The 19,875-nt window shown below is 64.2% G+C and carries 16 protein-coding genes; 6 read left to right on the top strand and 10 right to left on the bottom strand.

Translation table 11 applies throughout. The annotated features are described in order from the left end of the window. Positions 1 to 4 precede the first annotated feature (4 nt). From H7828_RS12340 to H7828_RS12355, 4 genes are all read right to left on the bottom strand, one after another. A complete protein-coding gene (locus H7828_RS12340) occupies positions 5 to 1,108 on the bottom strand; it encodes a fumarylacetoacetate hydrolase family protein (RefSeq protein WP_226781345.1) in 1,104 nt (367 codons plus the stop codon). Positions 1,109 to 1,501: 393 nt separating this feature from the next. After that, positions 1,502 to 2,956: a catalase gene (locus tag H7828_RS12345; RefSeq protein WP_226781346.1), complete on the bottom strand. Its 1,455-nt coding sequence runs from the start codon at positions 2,954 to 2,956 to the stop codon at positions 1,502 to 1,504. A 153-nt stretch (positions 2,957 to 3,109) separates the two neighbouring features. Further along, positions 3,110 to 4,108: a GntR family transcriptional regulator gene (locus H7828_RS12350; protein WP_226781347.1), complete on the bottom strand. Its 999-nt coding sequence runs from the start codon at positions 4,106 to 4,108 to the stop codon at positions 3,110 to 3,112. A gap of 26 nt (positions 4,109 to 4,134) precedes the next feature. Further along, positions 4,135 to 5,409 (bottom strand): alpha-L-fucosidase, encoded by a 1,275-nt coding sequence (locus H7828_RS12355; protein WP_226781348.1) that lies wholly within the window; start codon positions 5,407 to 5,409, stop codon positions 4,135 to 4,137. A gap of 270 nt (positions 5,410 to 5,679) precedes the next feature. Here H7828_RS12355 and H7828_RS12360 point away from each other — a divergent pair, with 270 nt between their 5' ends. Both H7828_RS12360 and H7828_RS12365 read left to right on the top strand, forming a co-directional pair. Next, on the top strand, positions 5,680 to 6,792 hold the full coding sequence (locus tag H7828_RS12360) for a mandelate racemase/muconate lactonizing enzyme family protein (protein WP_226781349.1): 1,113 nt from the start codon (positions 5,680 to 5,682) through the stop codon (positions 6,790 to 6,792). Then, positions 6,789 to 7,118, top strand: coding sequence for an L-rhamnose mutarotase (locus H7828_RS12365; protein WP_226781350.1), 330 nt, complete (start codon positions 6,789 to 6,791; stop codon positions 7,116 to 7,118). The genes H7828_RS12360 and H7828_RS12365 overlap by 4 nt, the downstream gene beginning before the upstream one ends. Before the next feature lie 94 nt (positions 7,119 to 7,212). Here the strand turns inward: H7828_RS12365 and H7828_RS12370 are convergent, their stop codons facing one another. Genes H7828_RS12370 through H7828_RS12385 form a run of 4 tightly spaced genes read right to left on the bottom strand, consistent with a single transcriptional unit; the run spans position 7,213 to position 11,406 of the window. After that, positions 7,213 to 8,085 carry a carbohydrate ABC transporter permease gene (locus tag H7828_RS12370; RefSeq protein WP_226781351.1) on the bottom strand — a complete coding sequence of 291 codons (873 nt, stop codon included), beginning with the start codon at positions 8,083 to 8,085 and terminating at the stop codon, positions 7,213 to 7,215. Next, positions 8,082 to 8,978 carry a carbohydrate ABC transporter permease gene (locus H7828_RS12375; RefSeq protein ID WP_226781352.1) on the bottom strand — a complete coding sequence of 299 codons (897 nt, stop codon included), beginning with the start codon at positions 8,976 to 8,978 and terminating at the stop codon, positions 8,082 to 8,084. The genes H7828_RS12370 and H7828_RS12375 overlap by 4 nt, the downstream gene beginning before the upstream one ends. Before the next feature lie 40 nt (positions 8,979 to 9,018). After that, the gene (locus H7828_RS12380; protein WP_226781353.1) at positions 9,019 to 10,296 is read right to left on the bottom strand and encodes an ABC transporter substrate-binding protein; all 1,278 of its coding nucleotides are present in this window, start codon (positions 10,294 to 10,296) and stop codon (positions 9,019 to 9,021) included. Between the two features lie 24 nt (positions 10,297 to 10,320). Then, the gene (locus H7828_RS12385; protein WP_226781354.1) at positions 10,321 to 11,406 is read right to left on the bottom strand and encodes an ABC transporter ATP-binding protein; all 1,086 of its coding nucleotides are present in this window, start codon (positions 11,404 to 11,406) and stop codon (positions 10,321 to 10,323) included. 120 nt (positions 11,407 to 11,526) lie between these two features. On the opposite strand from H7828_RS12385, the gene H7828_RS12390 reads away from it, so the two are divergent. The 4 genes from H7828_RS12390 (at position 11,527) to H7828_RS12405 (ending at position 17,671) form a co-directional block, all read left to right on the top strand. Further along, a complete protein-coding gene (locus tag H7828_RS12390) occupies positions 11,527 to 12,924 on the top strand; it encodes a glycoside hydrolase family 140 protein (RefSeq protein WP_226781355.1) in 1,398 nt (465 codons plus the stop codon). A gap of 60 nt (positions 12,925 to 12,984) precedes the next feature. After that, complete coding sequence (locus tag H7828_RS12395) at positions 12,985 to 13,881, top strand: NAD-dependent epimerase/dehydratase family protein (protein WP_226781356.1); 897 nt, start codon at positions 12,985 to 12,987, stop codon at positions 13,879 to 13,881. 263 nt (positions 13,882 to 14,144) lie between these two features. Continuing rightward, the gene (locus tag H7828_RS12400; RefSeq protein ID WP_226781357.1) at positions 14,145 to 15,242 is read left to right on the top strand and encodes an IS630 family transposase; all 1,098 of its coding nucleotides are present in this window, start codon (positions 14,145 to 14,147) and stop codon (positions 15,240 to 15,242) included. A gap of 389 nt (positions 15,243 to 15,631) precedes the next feature. Continuing rightward, the gene (locus H7828_RS12405) at positions 15,632 to 17,671 is read left to right on the top strand and encodes an FAD-dependent oxidoreductase (protein WP_226781358.1); all 2,040 of its coding nucleotides are present in this window, start codon (positions 15,632 to 15,634) and stop codon (positions 17,669 to 17,671) included. Here the strand turns inward: H7828_RS12405 and H7828_RS12410 are convergent. After that, positions 17,668 to 18,837: an MFS transporter gene (locus H7828_RS12410; RefSeq protein WP_226781359.1), complete on the bottom strand. Its 1,170-nt coding sequence runs from the start codon at positions 18,835 to 18,837 to the stop codon at positions 17,668 to 17,670. The genes H7828_RS12405 and H7828_RS12410 overlap by 4 nt on opposite strands. Positions 18,838 to 18,864: 27 nt before the next feature. Then, on the bottom strand, positions 18,865 to 19,875 hold the full coding sequence (locus tag H7828_RS12415; RefSeq protein ID WP_226781360.1) for a LacI family DNA-binding transcriptional regulator: 1,011 nt from the start codon (positions 19,873 to 19,875) through the stop codon (positions 18,865 to 18,867).

Below are 19,875 nucleotides of genomic sequence, written 5' to 3' on the forward strand. Positions count from 1 at the left end.
CTCTTCAGATCAGGTTGCGCGCAGCCAGGTTGCGCATCATTGCGGTGGGTCCGAACGTCCATTCGGGGCATTCGGTCGACAGGCGCACCGTGTTAACAAGCTGCCCCAGTTCGGGGCATGACACGGTAACTACATCGCCAAGCTTGTGAGTAAACCCCTTGCCGGGGGCGTCACGGTCCTTGGTGGGGGCGAAGAGCGTGCCCAGGAACAGCACCAGGCCGTCGGGATACTGGTGATGGCGCCCGATGGTCTGCGACACCAGGTCGGCGGGATCGCGGCTGATCGCGCGCATGGCGCTATGCCCGTTCAGGACGTAACCGTCGGTGCCCTCGATGGTCAGTTCGATTTCAAGGCCGCGCACGGTGTCCAGCGTGAAGGCGTCGTCAAACAGGCGGATCATCGGCCCGATGGCGCAGGAGGCGTTGTTGTCCTTGGCCTTGGACAGAAGAAGCGCCGAGCGGCCTTCGATGTCGCGCAGGTTCACGTCGTTGCCCAGGGTCGCGCCCAGGATGCGACCCCTTGAATCGACGGCCAGCACCACCTCGGGTTCGGGGTTGTTCCAGGTGGAGGAGGGGTGCAGCCCCACGTCGGCGCCATGGCCGACCGATGACAGCACCTGCGCCTTGGAGAATACCTCGGCGTCCGGGCCGATCCCGACCTCCAGGTAGGCCGACCACAGGCCCTCGGCCATCAGCGCCTTCTTCACGTCCATCGCCTCGGGCGAGCCGGGGGTGATGTTGGACAGGCTGTCGCCAATGCGTGCGGCCACGCGCTTGCGGATGCCATCGGCCTTGTCGGGGTCGCCCGCGGCCTGTTCCTCGATCACGCGTTCCACCATCGACCCGGCGAAGGTGACGCCGCAGGCCTTGACGGCCTGGAAATCGCAGGGCGCCAGCCAGGACCAGTCGCCGGACACAGGCGTGCCTTCGGCGGTGCGCACATGGTCTGCCGGGTTGTCCAGCTCCAGCACGTCGCGCACCGTCGGCGCGGTGGCCGAGGTGATGTCGACCAGCGCCCCGTCGCGCAGGGTGACGACGCAGGGGCCGCCCCCCTCGCGCTCGATACGGCCCAGAAGCAGGCCCTCCGAAGGGAGGTGGGAATAGGTCATGACATTTTCTCCGGAAGCTATGACTTGGGCGGGTTGGTCGTTCGGGCGCAAGACTTTGGGGAAATCACACCCCTTGTCAACCGGCGCTGCGGGATTGTCTGCGGGAAACCTTGCCGTGCTCCGCGTCCCGCGTTTCAGGCGGGCAGGTGCCTTGGGCAATGTGCCGCCAAAGCGCGGATAGGATGTTGTGTAGCCCCCCATCAGCTTCTGCCCCTCGCCCTCTGACAGGCGATGAACTGGGGTCGGGTGACGCAGGCGGTGCGCTTCGACCGGCAGGGGCATATGCGCCCGAATGCGGTGGGGCGCCCCTTTGATGCGGACATCAACCGTCAGGCGCGCGTCCGGGCGCGCCTGACGGTGTCTGGTGATGGCGGCGGTGGGCCGGACTCTCGGTCAGCCCTGCTTCACACCTTTTTCGATACGCTCACCAAGGGTCTGGTCCACGTTGCGCCAGTATTCGAACGCGCGTTCCAGCACCTTGTCGGACACGCCCCCTTTCAGATGGCCGACGATATTGCCCACCAGCCGGTCGCGGGCGGCATCGTCGAGCACGTCGCGCACGAGGGTGCCGGCCTGGCCCCAATCGTCGTCATCCTCGCGCAGGGTATAGGCGCGGCGCACCATGTCGCCGTCGGCGTACCACAGCCCGGCGTCATCGGTCAGCGACGGGTCGGCGGCGGGGCCACCATAGGAATTGGGCGCATAGACCGGGTCCGAGACATTCTGGACCCGCATCGCGCCATCCTTGCTGTAGCTGTGCACCGGGGATTTCGGCCGGTTGACCGGGATCTGCTTGTAATTCGCGCCGAGCCGCGCGCGGTGCGCGTCCGAATAGGAAAATCCGCGCCCCAGCAGCATCTTGTCGGGGCTCAGGCCGATACCGCGCACCAGGTTGCTGGGTTCGAAGGCGGCCTGTTCGATCTCGGTGTGGAAATCCGTCGGGTTGCGATCAAGCGTCAGCTTGCCCACCTCGATCAGCGGGTAATCGGCGTGGGGCCAGACCTTGGTCAGATCGAAGGGGTTGAACCGATAGGTCCGCGCCTCTTCGAAGGGCATGATCTGCATGTGCAGGGTCCAGCTGGGGTGATTGCCGTCGCGGATGGCGTTGAACAGATCGCGGCGGTGATAATCGGCATCCTCGCCGGCGATCCTGTCGGCCTCGGCCTGGGTCAGGAACTCGTTCCCCTGATCGGTCTTGAAGTGATACTTCACCCAGAACTTTTCGCCCTCGGCGTTCACCCACATGTAGGTGTGGCTCGAGAATCCGTCCATGTGGCGCCAGGTTTTCGGGATGCCGCGATCCCCCATCAGCCAGGTGACCTGGTGTGCGGATTCGGGGGACAGCGTCCAGAAATCCCACTGCATGTCATGGTCGCGCAGGCCGGAATCGGCGCGCCGCTTCTGCGAGCGGATGAAATGCTGGAACTTCATCGGATCGCGCAGGAAGAAGATCGGCGTGTTGTTGCCGACCATGTCATAGTTGCCCTCGGTCGTGTAGAACTTCAGCGAGAAACCGCGGGGATCGCGCCAGGTGTCGGGGCTGCCCTGTTCGCCCGCCACGGTCGAGAACCGGATCAGCGTTTCGGTTTTCGTGCCCGGCTGGAACAGCGCGGCGCGGGTGTACTTGCTGACATCATGGGTCACCTCGAAATGCCCGAAGGCACCGCCGCCCTTGGCGTGGGGCTGGCGCTCGGGGATACGCTCGCGGTTGAACTGGGCCATCTGCTCGATCAGGTAGTGATCGTGCAGGACGATGGGGCCGTCCGGGCCAACCGTGAGCGAATGTTCGTCACTCGCGACGGGGCTTCCCGCATCGGTGGTCGTGGGTTTTCCGGGTCCCTTGGTCATGGTCAATTCTCCCTTTCTTGCGTCGGATCGCCTGCATCGTCGCCGGGTCGGGCTGACGGCAGCAGGTGTTTCACCAATCGCCCCGAGTGTGTCGCAATCGCGATGGAAAGCCAAGCTTGGCGGCGGTCACGAAACGCTGTCGGCGGGGCGGCGTCACTCCATCCGCGACAGGTAGGGCGGCACCACCCCCTCGGGCGGTTCCGGCCGGCGCGAGATGTAGGCGATTGTCGTACGTTCGCCCTGAAGAAGGTGGCGGCGCATCTGGTCCTTCGTTTCAGCCACCCGACCGCTGGCGAGGGTTTCAAGGATGTCCTGGTGATCGTCCAGGACGCGCAGCATCTCTTCGGGGTTGTCGTAGCGGGCAAGGGCCATGTGGGATGCGATCAGCGGCAGCTGGCTGCGGTGGATCGTGTCGCGCATCTGCGGATTGGGGCAGGATTGCACCAGCGTTCCGTGCAGGTCGCGTTCGATGGCGCTGATGGTGTCGAAGTCATGGTGTTTTTTCAGCCGCGCATCCTCGATCCGCTTCAGCGCCGCCGCGACGATACCGGGGTCGGGGTCGGCCATCACGTCTTCCAGGGCGGCCGGTTCCAGAAGGCTTCGGATCTGGTAATGGTGGTGGACGCCGGTTTCCGTCATGCGCGGCACGATCCAGCGTCCGTTGGGGGCCTGTTCCACCAGGCCCACCCGTTCCAGCCGGCTGAGGATTTCATTCGAGGTGGTGCGGCTGACGCCCAGGTGACGGGACAGAGCGACACCGCTCATGGTGAAGGTGCCATAGCTCATGCAGCCGGCGACGATGGTTTCCACCTGCGGATAGAGGATTTCCCGCCAGTTGCGCGTGTCCAGCGGCCCGGTCCGCTGTGCGGCTTCGGCCAGGGGGGTGTCTTCCAAGGGGGTGCGGACGGGCTCTCGCTCGCTGGTCCCGACCATGTAGCCGCGCCCCTGAAAGCGGAACACGAGGTTCTCGTTCTCAAGCCAGGCCAGCGCCTCGGACGCCGGGGCGCGGCTGACATTGAACAGGCGCGCCAGGCTGCTTTCCGTCAGAACCAGCCCGACAGGCAGCTTGCCCGCCACCAACAGCGCCCGCACTGCGGCGAAAATCTGGTGATTGCGCCGCAGCGGTTCTTTCGGGTGCCGTTTTTCGTTCATGTCACCTGGCCCTGGGCAGATCCCGCCTAGTTGAAGGCCGGCAATTCATCCATTTCAATCTGCGCAATGATGTCGAGCCCATTGTGATACTTCAACGGCAAAGTCAGCAGCAGGTTGTCGTCCTTGACCTGCCAGTCGATCTTGCCTTCGGTCAGAAGCGTGACAGACCGCACCGATGCGCCGTTCAGCCGCAGGGTGAGGGTGTCGTGCATTTCGGGCCAGGCCAGCGCATGCAGGAAGACGGTATTGCCGCGATGGGTGGTGCCGCCCCAGACCCAGCGGGGCCAGGGGCCGCCACGGGTTTCATAGATGGTGTGCCCATAGTCGCGCAGCCAGGCGCCGACGCTGTCCATCACGCGGGCCTGTTCGGGCGGGACAAGGCCGTGCCGGTCGGGGCCGATGTTCAGCACGAAGTTGCCGCCGCCGCAGGCGCATTTCACGATGCTCTGGATCACCTCTTCGGCGGGCTTGACGATCTCGTCGAAGGAATAGGCCCACTGGGCGCCCAGGGTGATCGTGCTTTCCCAGGGGTTTTCGGTATCGTAGGGGCCGACGCGCTGCTCGGGTGTGCGGAAATCGCAGGGCAGGGCGCAACGCTCGTTGATCACCATGTCGGGCTGCCATTTGCGCATCTTGCGGATCAGGTTCTCGGAATCCCAGCGTTCGGGCGCGGGGGCAAGGCGATAGGGCTGGGGCGTCGGAACCCCCTGGATCTGGCTGTCACCGGCCAGACCGTCGAACCACCAGGCGTCGATTTTGCCGTAGCGCGTGCAAAGCTCTTCGACCTGGGCGTGCAGGTAGGCGATGTAGCGGTCGTGGTTCTCGGTGCGGTAATCGGGGTGGTGCCAGTCGGGTTGCGAATAGTAGACCCCGAAGCCCATGTCGGCGGCATGGCAGGCATCGGCCAGTTCCCGTGTCAGGTCGCGGCCCGCCGGACATTCCGGCGCGGTGACCTTGTAGTCGCTCTGGTCGGTGTCGAAGTTGCTGAACCCGTCGTGGTGCTTCGTCGTCAGATAGATATAGCGGAAGCCCCAGTCCTTCGCCCTGCGCACCAGCGCCTCGGCATCCCAGTCCGAGGCATCGAAGTATTTGTAAAGGCTGTCATAAAGTTCGGCCGGAACGCTGACCCGCGGATTGACCTCGCTGTTGCGGGTTTTGTTGAAGATCTCGGGCTTGTCGCATTCGCGTGACCAGCTGATTTCGTGGCCGACGACGCTGGAGGGGTTCCAATGCAGGAAAAGCCCATAGCGCCAGTCCATGAAGGTGTCGATCTGCGGGGTTGCTCCGAATTCGTTGGCCATTCTTCGTCCATGTGTTGTGGGTCGGCACGACCCGGGGTGGAAATCGATTGCGTTGCCGTCGGAGACGGCGCCGCGCCTTGCATCGGTCAGGTGATCGGGCTGGCGCATGCCGCCCGACGCCTGCCCGCGCCCGGCACCATCATTGAGAAACCGCCGGTTTGGTGGCGCGAAAACTGCATCATGCGATCCTCGATCGTATCGGGGTCTTGTGGTCCGTCATGTTGCGGTATAAATCTTTTGCATAGTGCACGCAATACTCGGAATTAGTGAATGGCCAAAATCGAACATGTCGAGATTTCCCTCGTGAACCTTCCTCCGAAGGTTCTGCGCGAGGATGCGACCCAGACCTTCGAACTGCAGGAAACCCCGATCGTCACCATCACCGACAGCGACGGCGCCCAGGGCACCGGTTACAGCTACACGATCGGGACGGGTGGGCATTCGGTTGTGGCGCTTCTGGAAAAGACGCTGGCACCGGCGCTGATCGGGCGCGATCCGGCCCGCATCACCGGGCTTTGGCATGACCTGCTGCGCCGGACCAATGCCACCTCGGTCGGGGCGATCACGTCGCTGGCCCTGGCGGCGATCGACACCGCGCTTTGGGATCTGGCCTGCCGCAAGGCGAACCTGCCGTTGTGGAAGGCGGCCGGCGGGGCGAGGGACCACATCCCGGTCTATTCGACCGAGGGCGGCTGGCTGAACCTCGAGACATCGCAACTTGTCGAGGATGCGGTCGAGAAAAAGCGCCAGGGCTTTCGCGGCTGCAAGATCAAGATCGGGCGGCCCCTGCATGAAGACGCCGCCCGCCTTGCGGCCATGCGCCAGGCGGTCGGCGATGACTTCGAGATCATGGTCGATGCCAACCAGAGTTTCAGCCTGTCAGAGGCGCTGCGCCGCACCTCGGTTCTGGAGGATCACGGGGTCGGCTGGTTCGAAGAGCCGCTGCGTGCCGACAATGTCCATGCCCATGCAACGCTTGCCCGGTCCACCCGCGTTCCGGTGGCCGTGGGCGAAAGCATGTATTCGCTGTCGCAGTTCAACGAATATCTTGCGGCCGATGCGGCCTCGATCATCCAGGTGGATGTGGCCCGGATCGGGGGAATCACGCCCTGGCTCAAGGTTGCGGCCCTGGCCGAGGCGCATGGCGTGACGGTCTGCCCGCATTTCCTGATGGAACTGCATCTGTCGCTGGTCTGCGCCATCCCGAATGCGCAGTGGTTAGAACATATTCCGCAGCTTGACCTGATCACCACCGGCGAAGTCGCCATCGTCGACGGCATCGCCCGCCCGCCCGAAACCCCCGGCATCGGCATCGACTGGAACCCCGAGGCCATCGCGGCCCGGTCCGAACTGACCCTGCACATAGGAAAGGCAAACACATGAAGCGTATGGGAATGGCCATCGGTATCCGCCCCGAGAAGATCGCGGAGTACAAGCGCCTGCACGCCGACGCCTGGCCCGGCGTGCTGCGCCAGATCCGCGAAAGCAACATCCGCAACTACGTGATATACCTGCTGGAGCCCGAGAACATGCTTTTCGCCCATCTCGAATATCACGGCGACGATTTCGACGCCGACATGGCCCGCATGGCCGAAGACCCGGAAACCCGCGAATGGTGGACCCATACCGATCCGTGCCAGACCCCCCTGGCGCGGGCGGGGCAGTTGGGCAACTGGGTTCAGCTTGAAGAGGTTTTCTTTACCGAATAGGGCGCTTGACCGATTGCCGAAAGGGCCCGGACCGTTGTTGCGGTCCGGGCCCTTTTTCCTGTGCGGTTCCGTGAGGGGGGGCGGCGCGCGGGCCCTACTTGTTCATGCCGGCAAAGGCGCGCACGAAGTATTTCTGGCTGACAAGGTAAAGCAGGATCAGGGGCACCATCACCACGTTGACCACCGCCAGGATGCGGGGCCAGTCGCTGCTGTATTCGCCCTGAAACTGCATGATGCCGGTGGTCCAGGGCCGAACCTCATCGCCGGTGGTCGAGATCGAGGCCCAGAGGAATTCGTTCCAGACGTTCACCGTCTGCAAGATCACCACGCTCAGCACCACCGGGGCCGAAAGCGGCAGCACGACCGAGAACAGGATGCGCCAGGGCGAACAGCCGTCAAGGCGCGCCGCCTCTTCCAGTTCGGCCGGGAAGTCGCGGAAGAACGAATAGAAGATCATCACGCTGAACGGGATGCCGATGGCGATATTGGGCAGGATCAGACCCGCGAAGGTGTTGAGAAGCCCCAGCGCGTCGACCATCCGGTAAAGCGGCACCAGGATCGAATGGAACGGGATGGCGAAGGTCAGCACGATGACCACATAGACCAGCCGCCGCCCCAAAAAGACCCGCCGCGCCAGGACATAGCCCGCCATCAGGCTGAAGATCACCATGGGCACCACCGACCCGACCGTGATGATCACCGAGTTGGCGATGTTCGCGGGAAAGGCGGTTTCCAGGATCTGGGTGTAGTTCTGCCATTGCGGAACCGCAGGCAGGCCCAGCGGTTCAAGGAAGACCTCGCGCCGGGTCTTGAGCGAGGCCAGCACCACCCAGACAATCGGGATGAGGATGGCGATGCAGACCAGGATCAGCGCGCCATAGGCCATGCCGCCGCGCAGGCGCCGACCGAACCAGCGCTTCTTGCGGCCTGTTTCGCGTTGCGGTGTCATCTGGGTCGCGGCGCTCATGTCTTCACCTTGCTTTCACGGTTGTACACCTGAAGCGAGCCGAAGAGGATCGCCACCAGAAGCACGATCACCGACATGCCCGCGGCATAGTTGGGCTGGAACACCAGGAAGGCGCTTTCGACGATGTAGGTGCCCAGGACCTGGGTCGCGTTGCCCGGTCCGCCGGCGGTCAGCACATAGACCAGTTCGAAAGTCTTGAACGACCCGACGATCACGATCAGACCGCAGAGCACCAGCGCATAGCGCACACCCGGAAGGGTGATCGAGATGAACGTCTGCACCGCCGAGGCACCGTCGATCCGGGCCGCCTCGTAGACATCCTTGGAAATGCCCTGCATGGCGGCCAGCATGATGGTCATCATGAAACCGACGTAGTTCCAGACGCCGACGCCGATGATGGCGGGAAAGGCCAGGTAGGGGTCGCCCAGGATGCCCTGGGTGGGGAAGGGAAGGCCGATGCCGTCGGCCAGTTGCCGCAACAGCCCGAAGTTCGGCTCGAGGATCATCTTCCACATCACGCCGATGGCCACGGGCGCAATCACCAGCGGGGCGAAGATGATCGTTCTCATCAGGGTCGATCCGCGCCGGATGCCCCGATCAAGGATCGCCGCCAGCACGGTGCCAAGCCCGACCTGGAGCACCAGGTTGGCCAGGATGAAGATCAGGTTGTTGCGCAGGGCGATCCAGAACACCGGATCGCCCATCATTTCACGATAGTTGCCCAGCCCGATGAAGGCGCCGCCCTTGGTCGGTTCGGCGAACAACGAGGTATAGAGCGTCTGGATCGCCGGCCAGACGATGAAGACCGAAAACAGGACCACCGCCGGGCCGATCATGATGTAGTCGAAGATGGGCCCACGCAGGGCGCGGTTTATCGTGCGTGTCGATGCCATGGTCCGTTTCCCGTGTTCCTGTCCTCTGGCCGGCGTCATTTCAGGGCCTTGCCGCTTTCACGGCGGCGTCACGCACACGCTGCATGAAATCCTCGGGCGTGATCGTGCCGTTGACCAGATCCTGACCCGACTTCAGGGTCACGTCGCTGACCGTGGTTTCCATCACGGTGTTGAGCGGCGGCGACGAGACCGAGGATTCCGCGATCATCTGAAGCAGGCGGGTGTTGGCCGCGCCCAGCAGATCCTCGGGCACCATCGACCCGTTGGCGGGAAGCTGGCCGACCATCTCGACCATCAGCGCCTGCTGCTCGGGTTCGTTCATGAAGCTGAGGAAGCGCATGGATTCCTCGGGGTATTTCGAAGCCGCCGAAATCTGATAGCCCGATGCGCCGACAAGGATGCCGTCCTGCACCCCGCCCGCGCCCTCGATGGCGGGGAAGTGGAAGGGCGAATAGCGGCCTTCGAAACCCTGCTCATCGAATTGCGGCGGGCACCAGCTGCCGCAGAATGTCATCGCGGCCAAGTCGCTGGCGAACATGGCGCGCGAAACTTCCGGCGTGACCGAGTTGATGCCGGCATTGAAGCAATCGGCATCCACCATTTCCTGGAAATCCTTCAGCGCCTCAAGATAGCCGGGATCGGTATAGAGTGCCTCGGCATCCCCTTGCAGCCGGTGATCGGCGGCAATGCGGGCCGGGTCGACATGGCGCTGGAACAGCACCGTCAGATAGTGGTTGATGGTCCAGCTTTCCGAGGCGCCAAAGGCAATCGGGGTCATCTGCGGATCGATCTCGCGCACCTTCGAGCAGAGGCCGAGAAGTTCGTCAAAGGTTTCGGGTGCTTCCAGGCCGTTATCGGCGAAGAAGGAATCGTTCTTCCAGAAGGCCTTGGTGTAGATCCGCGTGGGAATGCCCCACAGACCCTCGGGATTGCGGAACTGGTCGGTGATCGACATCGGCATGTCGCGGGTCCAGCCGTCGCCGCGGGTTTCGGATTCGGACAGGTCACGCACCACGCCGGCATCGACGAAATCGAAAACCGTGGTGCCCGCCCAGTTGAAGAAGACATCGGGGGGCGAGTTGGAATCCAGCATCACCTTGATACCGGTCTTGTAGGGTTCGTTGGCCTGCCAGATGTAGTTGACCTTGATGTCGGGATTGGCCGCTTCGAACTGGCGGACGATCTCTTCGTTGAACGCGATCCGCTCGGGGCCAAGGTCCATGTAGGTGATCTGGGTCTGGGCCTGGGCCACGGCGGGCCCAAGAAGCGCGGTGCCCAGGATGGCCGCGGCCGAGATGCGGCAGATTCCGGTTTTCATTGTACGAGTCCTCCCTTTGGTTTTTCAGTTGATGCGTGCGCCGTCGGCCGCATCGAAGACGTGCAGCTTCGACAGGTCGAAATTGAAGCTCAGCCGTTCCCCCGGCGCGACGGGCCGCGGGCTCAGCATGCGCGCCGTCCATTCCTTTCCGGCCAGTTCGAAGAACAGCAGCGTCTCGGCGCCCAGCGGCTCGGAGATCGAAACCGGCACGTCGAGCGACCAGGGCGCCGCCATGTCGAGCCCATGGCCCGCCGGTGCGATGTCTTCGGGGCGCAGGCCCAGCAGCACCTTGTCATGGGATGCCGGAAGGGTGCGCAGCGTCTCGGGCAGGGGCAGCCTGGTGCCCCCGTCCAGCACCAGCGCATCGCCTTCCACATCGGCGCCCACCAGGTTCATCGGCGGCATGCCGATGAATTCCGCAACGAAGCTGGTGGCGGGGCTGGCATAGACCTCGGCGGGGGTGCCCACCTGTTCGATCCGCCCGTTGTTCATCACCACCACGCGGTCGGCCAGGGTCATCGCCTCGATCTGGTCATGCGTGACATAGATCGTGGTGGCGCCGACATTCTGGTGGATGCGCTTGATCTCGGTGCGCATCTGGACGCGCAGCTTGGCATCCAGGTTGGACAGCGGTTCATCGAACAGGAAGACATCGGGCCGGCGCACGATCGCCCGCCCCATGGCGACCCGCTGTCGCTGCCCCCCCGAAAGCGCGGCCGGGCGACGGTTGAGAAATTCGGTCAGCCCGAGGATGCGCGCCGCCTCGTTGACGCGGCTGTCGATCTCTTCGCGGGGGCGGCCGGCCACCCGCAGGGCGAAGGACATGTTCTTTGCGACGCTCATGTGTGGATAAAGCGCATAGGACTGGAACACCATGGCGATGCCACGTTCGTCGGGCTCCAGATCGTTCACAACCCGCCCGTTGATCGAGATCGTGCCCCCCGAGATTTCCTCAAGCCCGGCGATCATGCGCAGGGTCGTGGATTTGCCGCAGCCCGAAGGCCCGACCAGCGCCACGAACTCGCCGTCACCGACCGAGAGCGAGATGTCGGGGACAACCAGAAGGCCACCATACCGCTTGGACACATTCGAAAGTTCTAGCTCAGCCATTCATCAACGCCTATTTTCGACTTTATTCAATAATCCATGTATTGCCTACTGTCGTCAAGATGCATTAAGTGACAGGCCAAAGGTTGATCAGATCCCGAGACTCCCGGAAGGAAACCGCCCATGGCCAGCTGCCACCCCCTCACCGCCCGCATCTCGCCCTGCGGGCATTTCTTTCGGCGGGGCGATGACAGCCCGCTGTTCTTGGCGGCGGATACGGCCTGGCTGCTTTTCACCCGGCTGAGCGATGACGAGATCGAGCACTACCTGGCCGATCGCGCCGCCAAGGGGTTCGCTGCGGTGCAGGCCTGCGTCTTCCGCGACCTACACGACCCCAACACCGCCAATATCGAGGGCACCCGCCCGTTCGCCACCGAGGCCGACCTTCAGGCGGTGCAGATGAACCCCGACTGGATCGCCCGGGTGCGCCGTATCGTCGGACGTGCCGCGGCCCACGGGCTGATCGTCGCGCTGCTGCCCACCTGGGGCGACAAATGGAACGATCATTCCAATTCCGTCGGACCGGTGATCATGAACCGGGCGCGCGCACAGGCCTATTGCCGGTTCCTGTCCGACGAACTGGGGGATTGCCCCAATGTGATGTGGGTGCTGGGCGGCGACAGCCCGATCCAGACCACCGAACATGTGGCCATCATGCGCGCCATGGCCGAGGGTCTGCGCGCGGGGCGTTCGGCGGACAAGCTGATCACCTTCTACCCGACGGGCCTTGGGTCATCCGAGATTTTCCATTCCGAGCCCTGGCTGGATTTCAACGCGCTGCAGACCGGCCATTACAAGCCCAATGTCGCCGGCTATGTCTTTGTCGAACGGCTGTTCCACACCTTGCCGCGCAAGCCGGTGATGGACATGGAGGCGAATTATGAGAACGCCGGCATGTTCGCCATGTGCGCCCGTACCGAAAGGCACGGTTTCGCCACGGGGCATCTGCCCTGGCTGCCCCGTTTTACCGCCTACGACACCCGCAAGAGCCTGTGGCGTACGGCGCTGGCCGGGGCGGCCGGGTTTTCCTATGGCCACGATTCCGTGCGCCAACTGTTCCGGCCGGGCGACCGTGTTCATGCCTACCAGGATGCGGACTGCCTGCCGTGGTGGGAAGGGCTGACCGCCCCCGGCTCGGGGCAGGTGCGGCTGGTGGCCGACATTCTTCTGCCTCGCGCCCCGGAAACCCGCCGGCCCGCGCAGGACCTTCTGAAACCCGTGCAACTGTCCGGTGCCTGGCCCGACAAGCTTTCGGTCGGGCTGCCGTTTGTCGGGCAACGCAACGAAGATCCGGTGGCGCGTGTTTCTGTCATGGCGACGGATACCGCGATCATCGCCCACGCCCCGGTACGAACGATGATCGATCTCGACACCACGTCCCTTGGTGCGCGGCTTTCGGTATCGGTGTTCGATCCTGAAACCGGCGAATGCCAGCGCCACTACGAAACCGCCAACAAGGGCGAGCTGCGCATCACCCCCGACCGCGATCTCGATTCAGTCGTGGTGATCGACACGATCTGAACCCCATCGCCGGGGCAGGGGCCAAAGCCCCCGGCGCATCGACAGCAAGAGGCAGGACAGATGACAGGAAAGCGGATCTTCTTCACCGGTGGGGCAGGCAAGGCGGGGCGTCATGTCACGGCCTGGCTGCTGAAACAGGGCCATCACATCCTCAACGTCGATCGCGTCGCCTCGCCGGTGGCGGGGGTCGACAACCTGATCGCCGATATCACCGATGCCGGCCAGATGTACGACGCGATGAGCGGCCATTCGAACCTGTCCGAGCTTGCCCGCGCCGATGGCCCGGCGGGCTTTGACGCCGTGGTGCATTTCGCCGCCGTGCCGCGCATTCTGATCACCACCGACGCCGAGATGTTCCGCATCAACACGCTGGGCACCTACAACGTGATAGATGCCGCGCTGAAACTGGGCATCCGCAAGGTGATCATCGCCTCCTCCGAAACCGCCTATGGCATCTGTTTCGCGAATGGCCGCGTCGCCCCCCAATACCTGCCCCTTGACGAAGACCACGATACCGACCCGATGGATGCCTATGGCCTGTCCAAGGTCGTCGGCGAGGCGACCGCCCGCAGCTTTGCCCGGCGCAGCGGCGCCGACATCTATGCGCTGCGCCTGGCCTACGTGGTGGCACCGGATGAATATCCGACCTTCACCAGCTTCCGGGATGACCCCGACAGCCGCTATCGCAGTACCTTCAGCTATCTCGACGCCCGCGACCTGGGCCAGATCGTGCATCGCGCGCTGAAGACCGACGGTCTGGGCTTTCAGGTGTTCAATTGCGGCAACGACGACAATTCCTCGGATATCCCCACGGATGGCCTGCTTCGGCGGTATTACCCCGGCGTGCCGGTGACCCGCCCGATGGGAGAGAACGAGGCGCTCTACTCCAATCGCAAGATCCGCGAACAACTGGGCTTTCGCGAACAATACAACTGGCGCAACCCCGCACCGGACTAGGGCGCCCCAGTCTCGATTGGTGAAGTGCCCCATCGGCGATTCCGTCCCGGACGCCGCGGGGCGGCCCATCGCGATCTGGATTCACCTGTGCAGCGGCGGGGCCGAACCTTTCGTGCCCATCCTGTTGTCCATCGGCTGGCACATTACGGGTTCTGCCCGATCGATAGAATACATAAGACGGATTATTATTAAGGATGCATTAACCTAGTCACCTGGAACTGAATTTGGCATCATTGATTTGATGTAAGTTCGGAGTTTAGACGATGCGTGGACGGGAGTCGGTTGTCATTGACCTCAGCGTTGAGGAGCGCCGCTTTCTCGAATCTCAGTTGCGCCGGCACAAGGCGGCGCGGTCTCTGTCGGACAGGTGCCGGATCGTGCTTCGATGCGCGGATGGTCTGAACAGCAAGGAGGTCGCGGCTGAGCTTGGTCATTCGGAACATACTGTCGGCAAGTGGCGGCGGCGCTTTGCGGAGCATCGTATTGAAGGCCTCTCTGATGAGTATCGCGCAGGCCGACCGCGCACTGTGTCTGATGAGCAGGTTGCCGACGTCATCACCCGCACATTGGAGACCACACCGAAGGACGCCACCCATTGGTCGATCCGTTCCATGGCTGCGGCAACGGGGCTTTCGCACACCACCATTCGCCGGATCTGGGTCGCATTTGGCCTGCAACCGCACCGGAGCGAGACGTTCAAGCTTTCCACCGACCCGCTGTTTGTCGACAAGGTGCAGGATATCGTCGGCCTTTACATGTCACCGCCGGACCGGTCCATCGTCCTGTGCGTAGACGAAAAATCGCAGTTCCAAGCGCTCGATCGGGAGCAGCCGGTATTGCCATTGGCACCGGGCGTCGCGGAGCGCAGGACCCATACCTATATCCGCCACGGCACGACCTCGTTGTTTGCCGCACTCGACATCGCGACCGGGGCGGTGATCGGCAAATGCTACAAGCGCCACCGCTCGGCCGAGTTCCTCGCCTTCCTGAAGCAGATCGACACGGCGATGCCGAAAGATCGGGATGTGCATCTGGTGATGGACAACTATGCCACGCACAAGACGCCCAGGATCAAGGCCTGGCTCGCCCGCCACCCGCACTGGCATGTCCACTTCACGCCCACATCGGCATCTTGGATCAACCAGGTCGAGCGCTGGTTCGCGGAACTCACCCGCAAGCAGTTGCAGCGCGGCGTCCATCGCCCGACTGCCGAACTGGAGGCCGACATCGCCGCCTTCATCGAAGCCCACAACGAAAATCCAAAGCCCTATCGTTGGGTCAAATCCGCCGATGAAATCCTCGCTTCCGTCAAGCGGTTTTGCCAGAAGACGATGGCAGGGACTTCCGATTCAGGTGACTAGGGGGTGCGCGCTCCCTGGAAATGCGGCTGCCACTGCAAGCCAATGGGGTGTCCAGTCAGGAGACTGTGCCGTGGAACCCGTTTTCTCACTGACGATGCCGCCCACCGACGCCAGCTTTCTGCATTGATGGTGCGGATACGCGCCCCGCATCATCGCGGCCTTCCGGCAGGGTCCGGTATCGTCGGTGGATCACTCCCTCCGCACCAGCCGGCCTGCTGCCTGCGTTTGGAATTGCACTGATTGTTGACCGCCCGGAGTTGACCTAGTAGGACCGTTTGGAACGTTCCATACTGCCCTGACCCGAGGGGCGAGGCATCGCAGCGAGAGTGGATTCAATCGTGAAAGACAGTATTCCCCAAGCCATCCTCGACGACCTTACCGATGTCGGCATGCCTCGTCTTCCGGAGGAACCCATCTTCGACCACAGCCTTGAGATGGGCGATCAGGCGCTGCCCATGCGGCGTTGCGGCTGTGTCGTGGTGGGCAGCGGTGCCGCCGGTCTGCGCGCGGCGGTCGAATTGAAGCGACGGGGCGTTGATGTCACCGTCATCAGCCAGAGCGCATGGGGCGGCACATCGGCCTGCTCGGGCTCGGACAAGCAGACGTTGCACACCGCCAACACCTCGGACCGGGGTGACGATTACCGCGCCATGGCCCGGGCCATCGGTGCGGGCGGGGCGATGGACGAGGACATCGCCTATGTGGAATCGGTCGGGTCGGGCCGGTCCATGGCATCGCTGCAGTACCTGGGGCTGCCGCTGCCGCAGGATACGCTGGGCGGCACCCTGAGGTATCAGACCGACCACGACGAGACGGGCCGCGCCACAAGCTGTGGCCCCCGCACATCGCGTCTTATGGTCAAGGTGCTGGCAGACGAGGCGATCCGCCTGGGCGTTGCGATCCACAACCAGACGACGGCTCTGCGCATCCTGACAGACGGCACCGGCGATGGTGCGCGAACGGTTGGCATCCTGGCGATCCGCACCAGGGACCGCAGCGCCGCAAACCCCATGGGCCTGGTCGTTTTCCACGCTCCGGTGGTGGTTCTGGCGGCGGGTGGCCCGGGTGAGCTGTATCGCGACAGCGTCTTTCCCAACGGCTGCTTCGGTTCGCTGGGCATGGCGCTGGAGGCGGGGATCGAGCTGGTGAACATCACCGAAAGCCAGTTCGGCATCGGCACCCGGCGCGAAGGATTTCCCTGGAACCTGTCGGGGACCTATGTTCAGGCGATGCCGCATATCTACTCGGTGGACGATGCAGGAAAGGAACACCATTTCCTGGCCGATTACTACCGAACGACGCAGGAACTGGCCAGCAATGTCTTCCGCAAGGGGTATCAGTGGCCGTTCCATTCGACCCGGATGCTGGATTTCGGCTCCAGCCTGGTGGACCTGGCCATCTTCCGCGAGGGCGAGGCGGGCCGGCGCGTTCTCATGGATTTCAACCGCAACCCCCTGCCCGTTCCCGGCGACCGGCCCTTCAGCCTCGACCGGCTGGACGACGATGTCGCCACCTATCTGCGCACGGCGGGTGCGGGGCAGGAAATGCCCATCGACAGATTGCGTCACATGAACCCATTGGCGATCGAGCTGTACCGGCGCTACAAGATCGACATTGCCGCCGAGCCTTTGGAATTCGCGGTAAACAACCAGCACATGAACGGTGGCGTCGCGGTCGATATCTGGGGTCAGAGCAACCTGCCCGGCGTCTATGCCATCGGCGAGGCGGCCGGTACCCACGGCGTGACGCGCCCCGGGGGCTCGGCCCTGAATGCCGGACAGGTCTTCGGCACCCGTGCCGCCGAACACATCGCTGGCACAGGCAAGGCGCTGCCCCCGTCAGAGCAAAATGTCGAAGGGCCGGTGGCCGATGCGCTGGCCGCCATCTCGGCGGTGCTGCGCGACGGCAGCCCGCTTTCGGCCGACGCCCTGCGCAGTGAAATCCAGACGCGGATGAGCGAAAAGGCCGGTATTCTCTGCCGTCCCGACGAGGTGCGCGAGGCACTGGCCGGGGCGCGGGCCCTCTGTGCGCGGATCGATGCGCAGGGTATCGCCCCTGCCCGCCCGTCCGAAGCGGGCCGGGTCGTCCAGTGGCAACAGATGGCGTTGGCCAGCCAGGCGGTTCTGGCGGCCCTGGATCACTTCATAGCAGCGGGCGGCGGCAGCCGTGGCGCGCGGGCGATCTGCGATCCGGCGGGCGAATGCGTTCCCAGCGTGCCGGGAAAAACCCTGGAAGGCTACCGCTTCCGCATAGAAAAGCCCGAGCACCAGGACGAACAACTGATCGTGCGGATGCAGGGTGGCGAAATCCAAGTCACCCCCCGCCCCGTGCGCCGGATGCCCGGCGATGCCAAGTCGTTCTTCGAACGGGACTGGCCCGACTGGCTGACCGGGCGCATTCACGATTGCACGGGTGCCGGTCCGCGCTAACGCACCCGCAGCCGGGGCGCCAGGATGATGGCCAGCCCCGCGAGCGCGGCCAGCACCGCGAAGGACACCCGCAGCCCTGTCACCTGGGCGATGAACCCGATGACCGCGGGACCAAGAAGCATCCCGCCATAGGCCAGCGTCGCCACCGCCGCGATGGCGGGACCGGGGCGCATTCCGGGTTCGCGGGCGGCACGGGAAAACACCAGGGGCATCACAACGGCATAGCCCACCCCGACAAGGGAAAATCCGGCCAGCGCGGGGACAAGGCGATCCGACAGGATGGCGATTGCCAGACCGCAGAATGCCACCGCCCCGCTGGCCCGGGTCACCGACACCGGACCGAACCTTTGCACGCCGATGTCTCCGGCAAGCCGTGTAGCCACCATCGCCGTGCTGAACACCGCATAGCCAAGCGCGGCCTGTGCCTCGGTCGCGCCGGTGGCAAGGCGCAGGAACACCGCGCTCCAATCCGCCATCGCACCTTCGCCCATGGAGATGGCAAAGGCGATCAGACCGACAAGGAACAGCGGCCCCGTGGGCAGCGCGATCAGCGGCGTATCCTCGCCCGGGACAGGCCCTGCGCCGACCCCCCGCGCCGCCGGGATCATCGCCGCAAGGGCAAGCACCCCGCCCGGCATGGCGACGACGGCGAAATGCGCCAAGGGGTCCAGCCCCAGGCGCACGGCCAGGAAACCACTGGCCGCGCCCAGACCGGCCCCGAGGCTGAACAGCGCGTGAAAAACCGACATGGTGCTGCGCCCGAGGCGCGTCTCGACCCGCGCAGCCCAGCCGTTCATCGCCACATCCATCGCCCCGTGAAAGGCGCCGAACAGGAACAGTGCCCCGCCAAGTGCCAGCGGGCCAGGCATGAGTGCCAGCAGGACCAGCGCGGGCACATAGCCCATGGCGCAGCGCACCGACAAACGCTCGGGACCCCAACGCTCGGACAGGAGACCGGCCAGAGGAAAGGAGAGGATCGCCCCCCCGGCAAGCGCCAGCAACAGGAACCCAAGCGCGGCAGGTTCAAGCGCAAAGCCCTCTTTGAAGGCCGGAACCCGCGCCGCCCAGGCACCGAACAGCAGGCCGTTGAGCACGAAGGCAGCGGCGACCGCCCGCCATCCGGCATCAAGGAACAGGGGGCGACGCGGGTGGGCGAGGTCTGACATGGAACTGTCCTGCATACGGAAAGGGGTTCAGCGCCCGAGACTCGACTCGCGCAGGGCGATGGTAACCGGGCTGCGGGTTTCGGGCGGCGGCGTTTCGCCGTCTTCCAGCCAGCGCAACAGGGTGTCGGCGGCACCTGCGCCGAACCCCGCGATATCGCAGCGCACCGATGACAGGGGCGGAAAGGCCTGCGCCGCCTCTTCGATGTCGTCAAAACCGACGATTCGAAAGTCGCGCCCGGCCCGTACCCCCGCCGCGTTCAGCCCCGAGAGCATTCCCAGCGCCACAAGATCGTTGAAACAGACCGCGCCGTCCACCTGCGGATGGTCCGCCAACAGCCGCTGCACGCTTTCACGCCCGAACCTGCGGCTGGACCGACCGGTCAGCACCAGGGGTTCCAGCCCAAGGCTGGCAACCACTTCGCGGTAGCCGGCCATGCGTTCTTCGGTGATGCCGCGCCCGTCAAGGCCCCCGACAAAGGCAATGTGGCGTGCCCCCAGATCCACGAGATGCCGGGTGGCCTGTCGGCTGCCATCCAGATAATCGGGTGCGGCGAAGGGAAAGCTGGCCAGACGCGGATCGACGCCGCGCAGCATCTGCATGGCCGGAATGCCCGCCCTTGCGATGGCGTCGAACGTTTCTCCGCCGTCGCCATAGGTGGGGCACAGGATGAAGGCCGACACCCCGTGTTCGATCATCGACACCACCACCTGAACCTGAAGCGCGGGGTTCTCATCGGTATTGGCCAGAACCGTGGAATAGCCCCGTTCCGACAAGGCCATCTGAAGCGAGGTGGCGAATTCCGTGAAAAAGGGATTGCGCAGATCGTTGATGACCAACCCGATCAGCCCGCCGTTCGCGGCCCTCATGTTGGCCGCCGCACGGTTGTAGACATAGCCGAGGTCGGCCATGGCCGCGCGCACAAGGTCGCGGGTGTCAGAGCGGACCGCCTCGCTGTTGCGCAAGACAAGGCTGACCGTGGATTTCGACACCCCGGCCTTTCTGGCAACGTCGATGATGGTGGGGCGTCGCTGGGGCAT

This window comes from Oceaniglobus trochenteri (assembly GCF_020529025.1).
Classification (GTDB): domain Bacteria; phylum Pseudomonadota; class Alphaproteobacteria; order Rhodobacterales; family Rhodobacteraceae; genus Oceaniglobus; species Oceaniglobus trochenteri.

Coding starts and splice junctions, on each gene's coding strand:
- H7828_RS12400 (WP_226781357.1), top strand. CDS start 14,145: ATGCGTGGACGGGAGTCGGTTGTCATTGACCTCAGCGTTGAGGAGCGC.
- H7828_RS12370 (WP_226781351.1), bottom strand. CDS start 8,085: ATGAGCGCCGCGACCCAGATGACACCGCAACGCGAAACAGGCCGCAAG.
- H7828_RS12340 (WP_226781345.1), bottom strand. CDS start 1,108: ATGACCTATTCCCACCTCCCTTCGGAGGGCCTGCTTCTGGGCCGTATC.
- H7828_RS12350 (WP_226781347.1), bottom strand. CDS start 4,108: ATGAACGAAAAACGGCACCCGAAAGAACCGCTGCGGCGCAATCACCAG.
- H7828_RS12415 (WP_226781360.1), bottom strand. CDS start 19,875: ATGCCCCAGCGACGCCCCACCATCATCGACGTTGCCAGAAAGGCCGGG.
- H7828_RS12410 (WP_226781359.1), bottom strand. CDS start 18,837: ATGTCAGACCTCGCCCACCCGCGTCGCCCCCTGTTCCTTGATGCCGGA.
- H7828_RS12395 (WP_226781356.1), top strand. CDS start 12,985: ATGACAGGAAAGCGGATCTTCTTCACCGGTGGGGCAGGCAAGGCGGGG.
- H7828_RS12390 (WP_226781355.1), top strand. CDS start 11,527: ATGGCCAGCTGCCACCCCCTCACCGCCCGCATCTCGCCCTGCGGGCAT.
- H7828_RS12380 (WP_226781353.1), bottom strand. CDS start 10,296: ATGAAAACCGGAATCTGCCGCATCTCGGCCGCGGCCATCCTGGGCACC.
- H7828_RS12405 (WP_226781358.1), top strand. CDS start 15,632: ATGCCTCGTCTTCCGGAGGAACCCATCTTCGACCACAGCCTTGAGATG.
- H7828_RS12360 (WP_226781349.1), top strand. CDS start 5,680: ATGGCCAAAATCGAACATGTCGAGATTTCCCTCGTGAACCTTCCTCCG.
- H7828_RS12385 (WP_226781354.1), bottom strand. CDS start 11,406: ATGGCTGAGCTAGAACTTTCGAATGTGTCCAAGCGGTATGGTGGCCTT.
- H7828_RS12375 (WP_226781352.1), bottom strand. CDS start 8,978: ATGGCATCGACACGCACGATAAACCGCGCCCTGCGTGGGCCCATCTTC.
- H7828_RS12365 (WP_226781350.1), top strand. CDS start 6,789: ATGAAGCGTATGGGAATGGCCATCGGTATCCGCCCCGAGAAGATCGCG.
- H7828_RS12355 (WP_226781348.1), bottom strand. CDS start 5,409: ATGGCCAACGAATTCGGAGCAACCCCGCAGATCGACACCTTCATGGAC.
- H7828_RS12345 (WP_226781346.1), bottom strand. CDS start 2,956: ATGACCAAGGGACCCGGAAAACCCACGACCACCGATGCGGGAAGCCCC.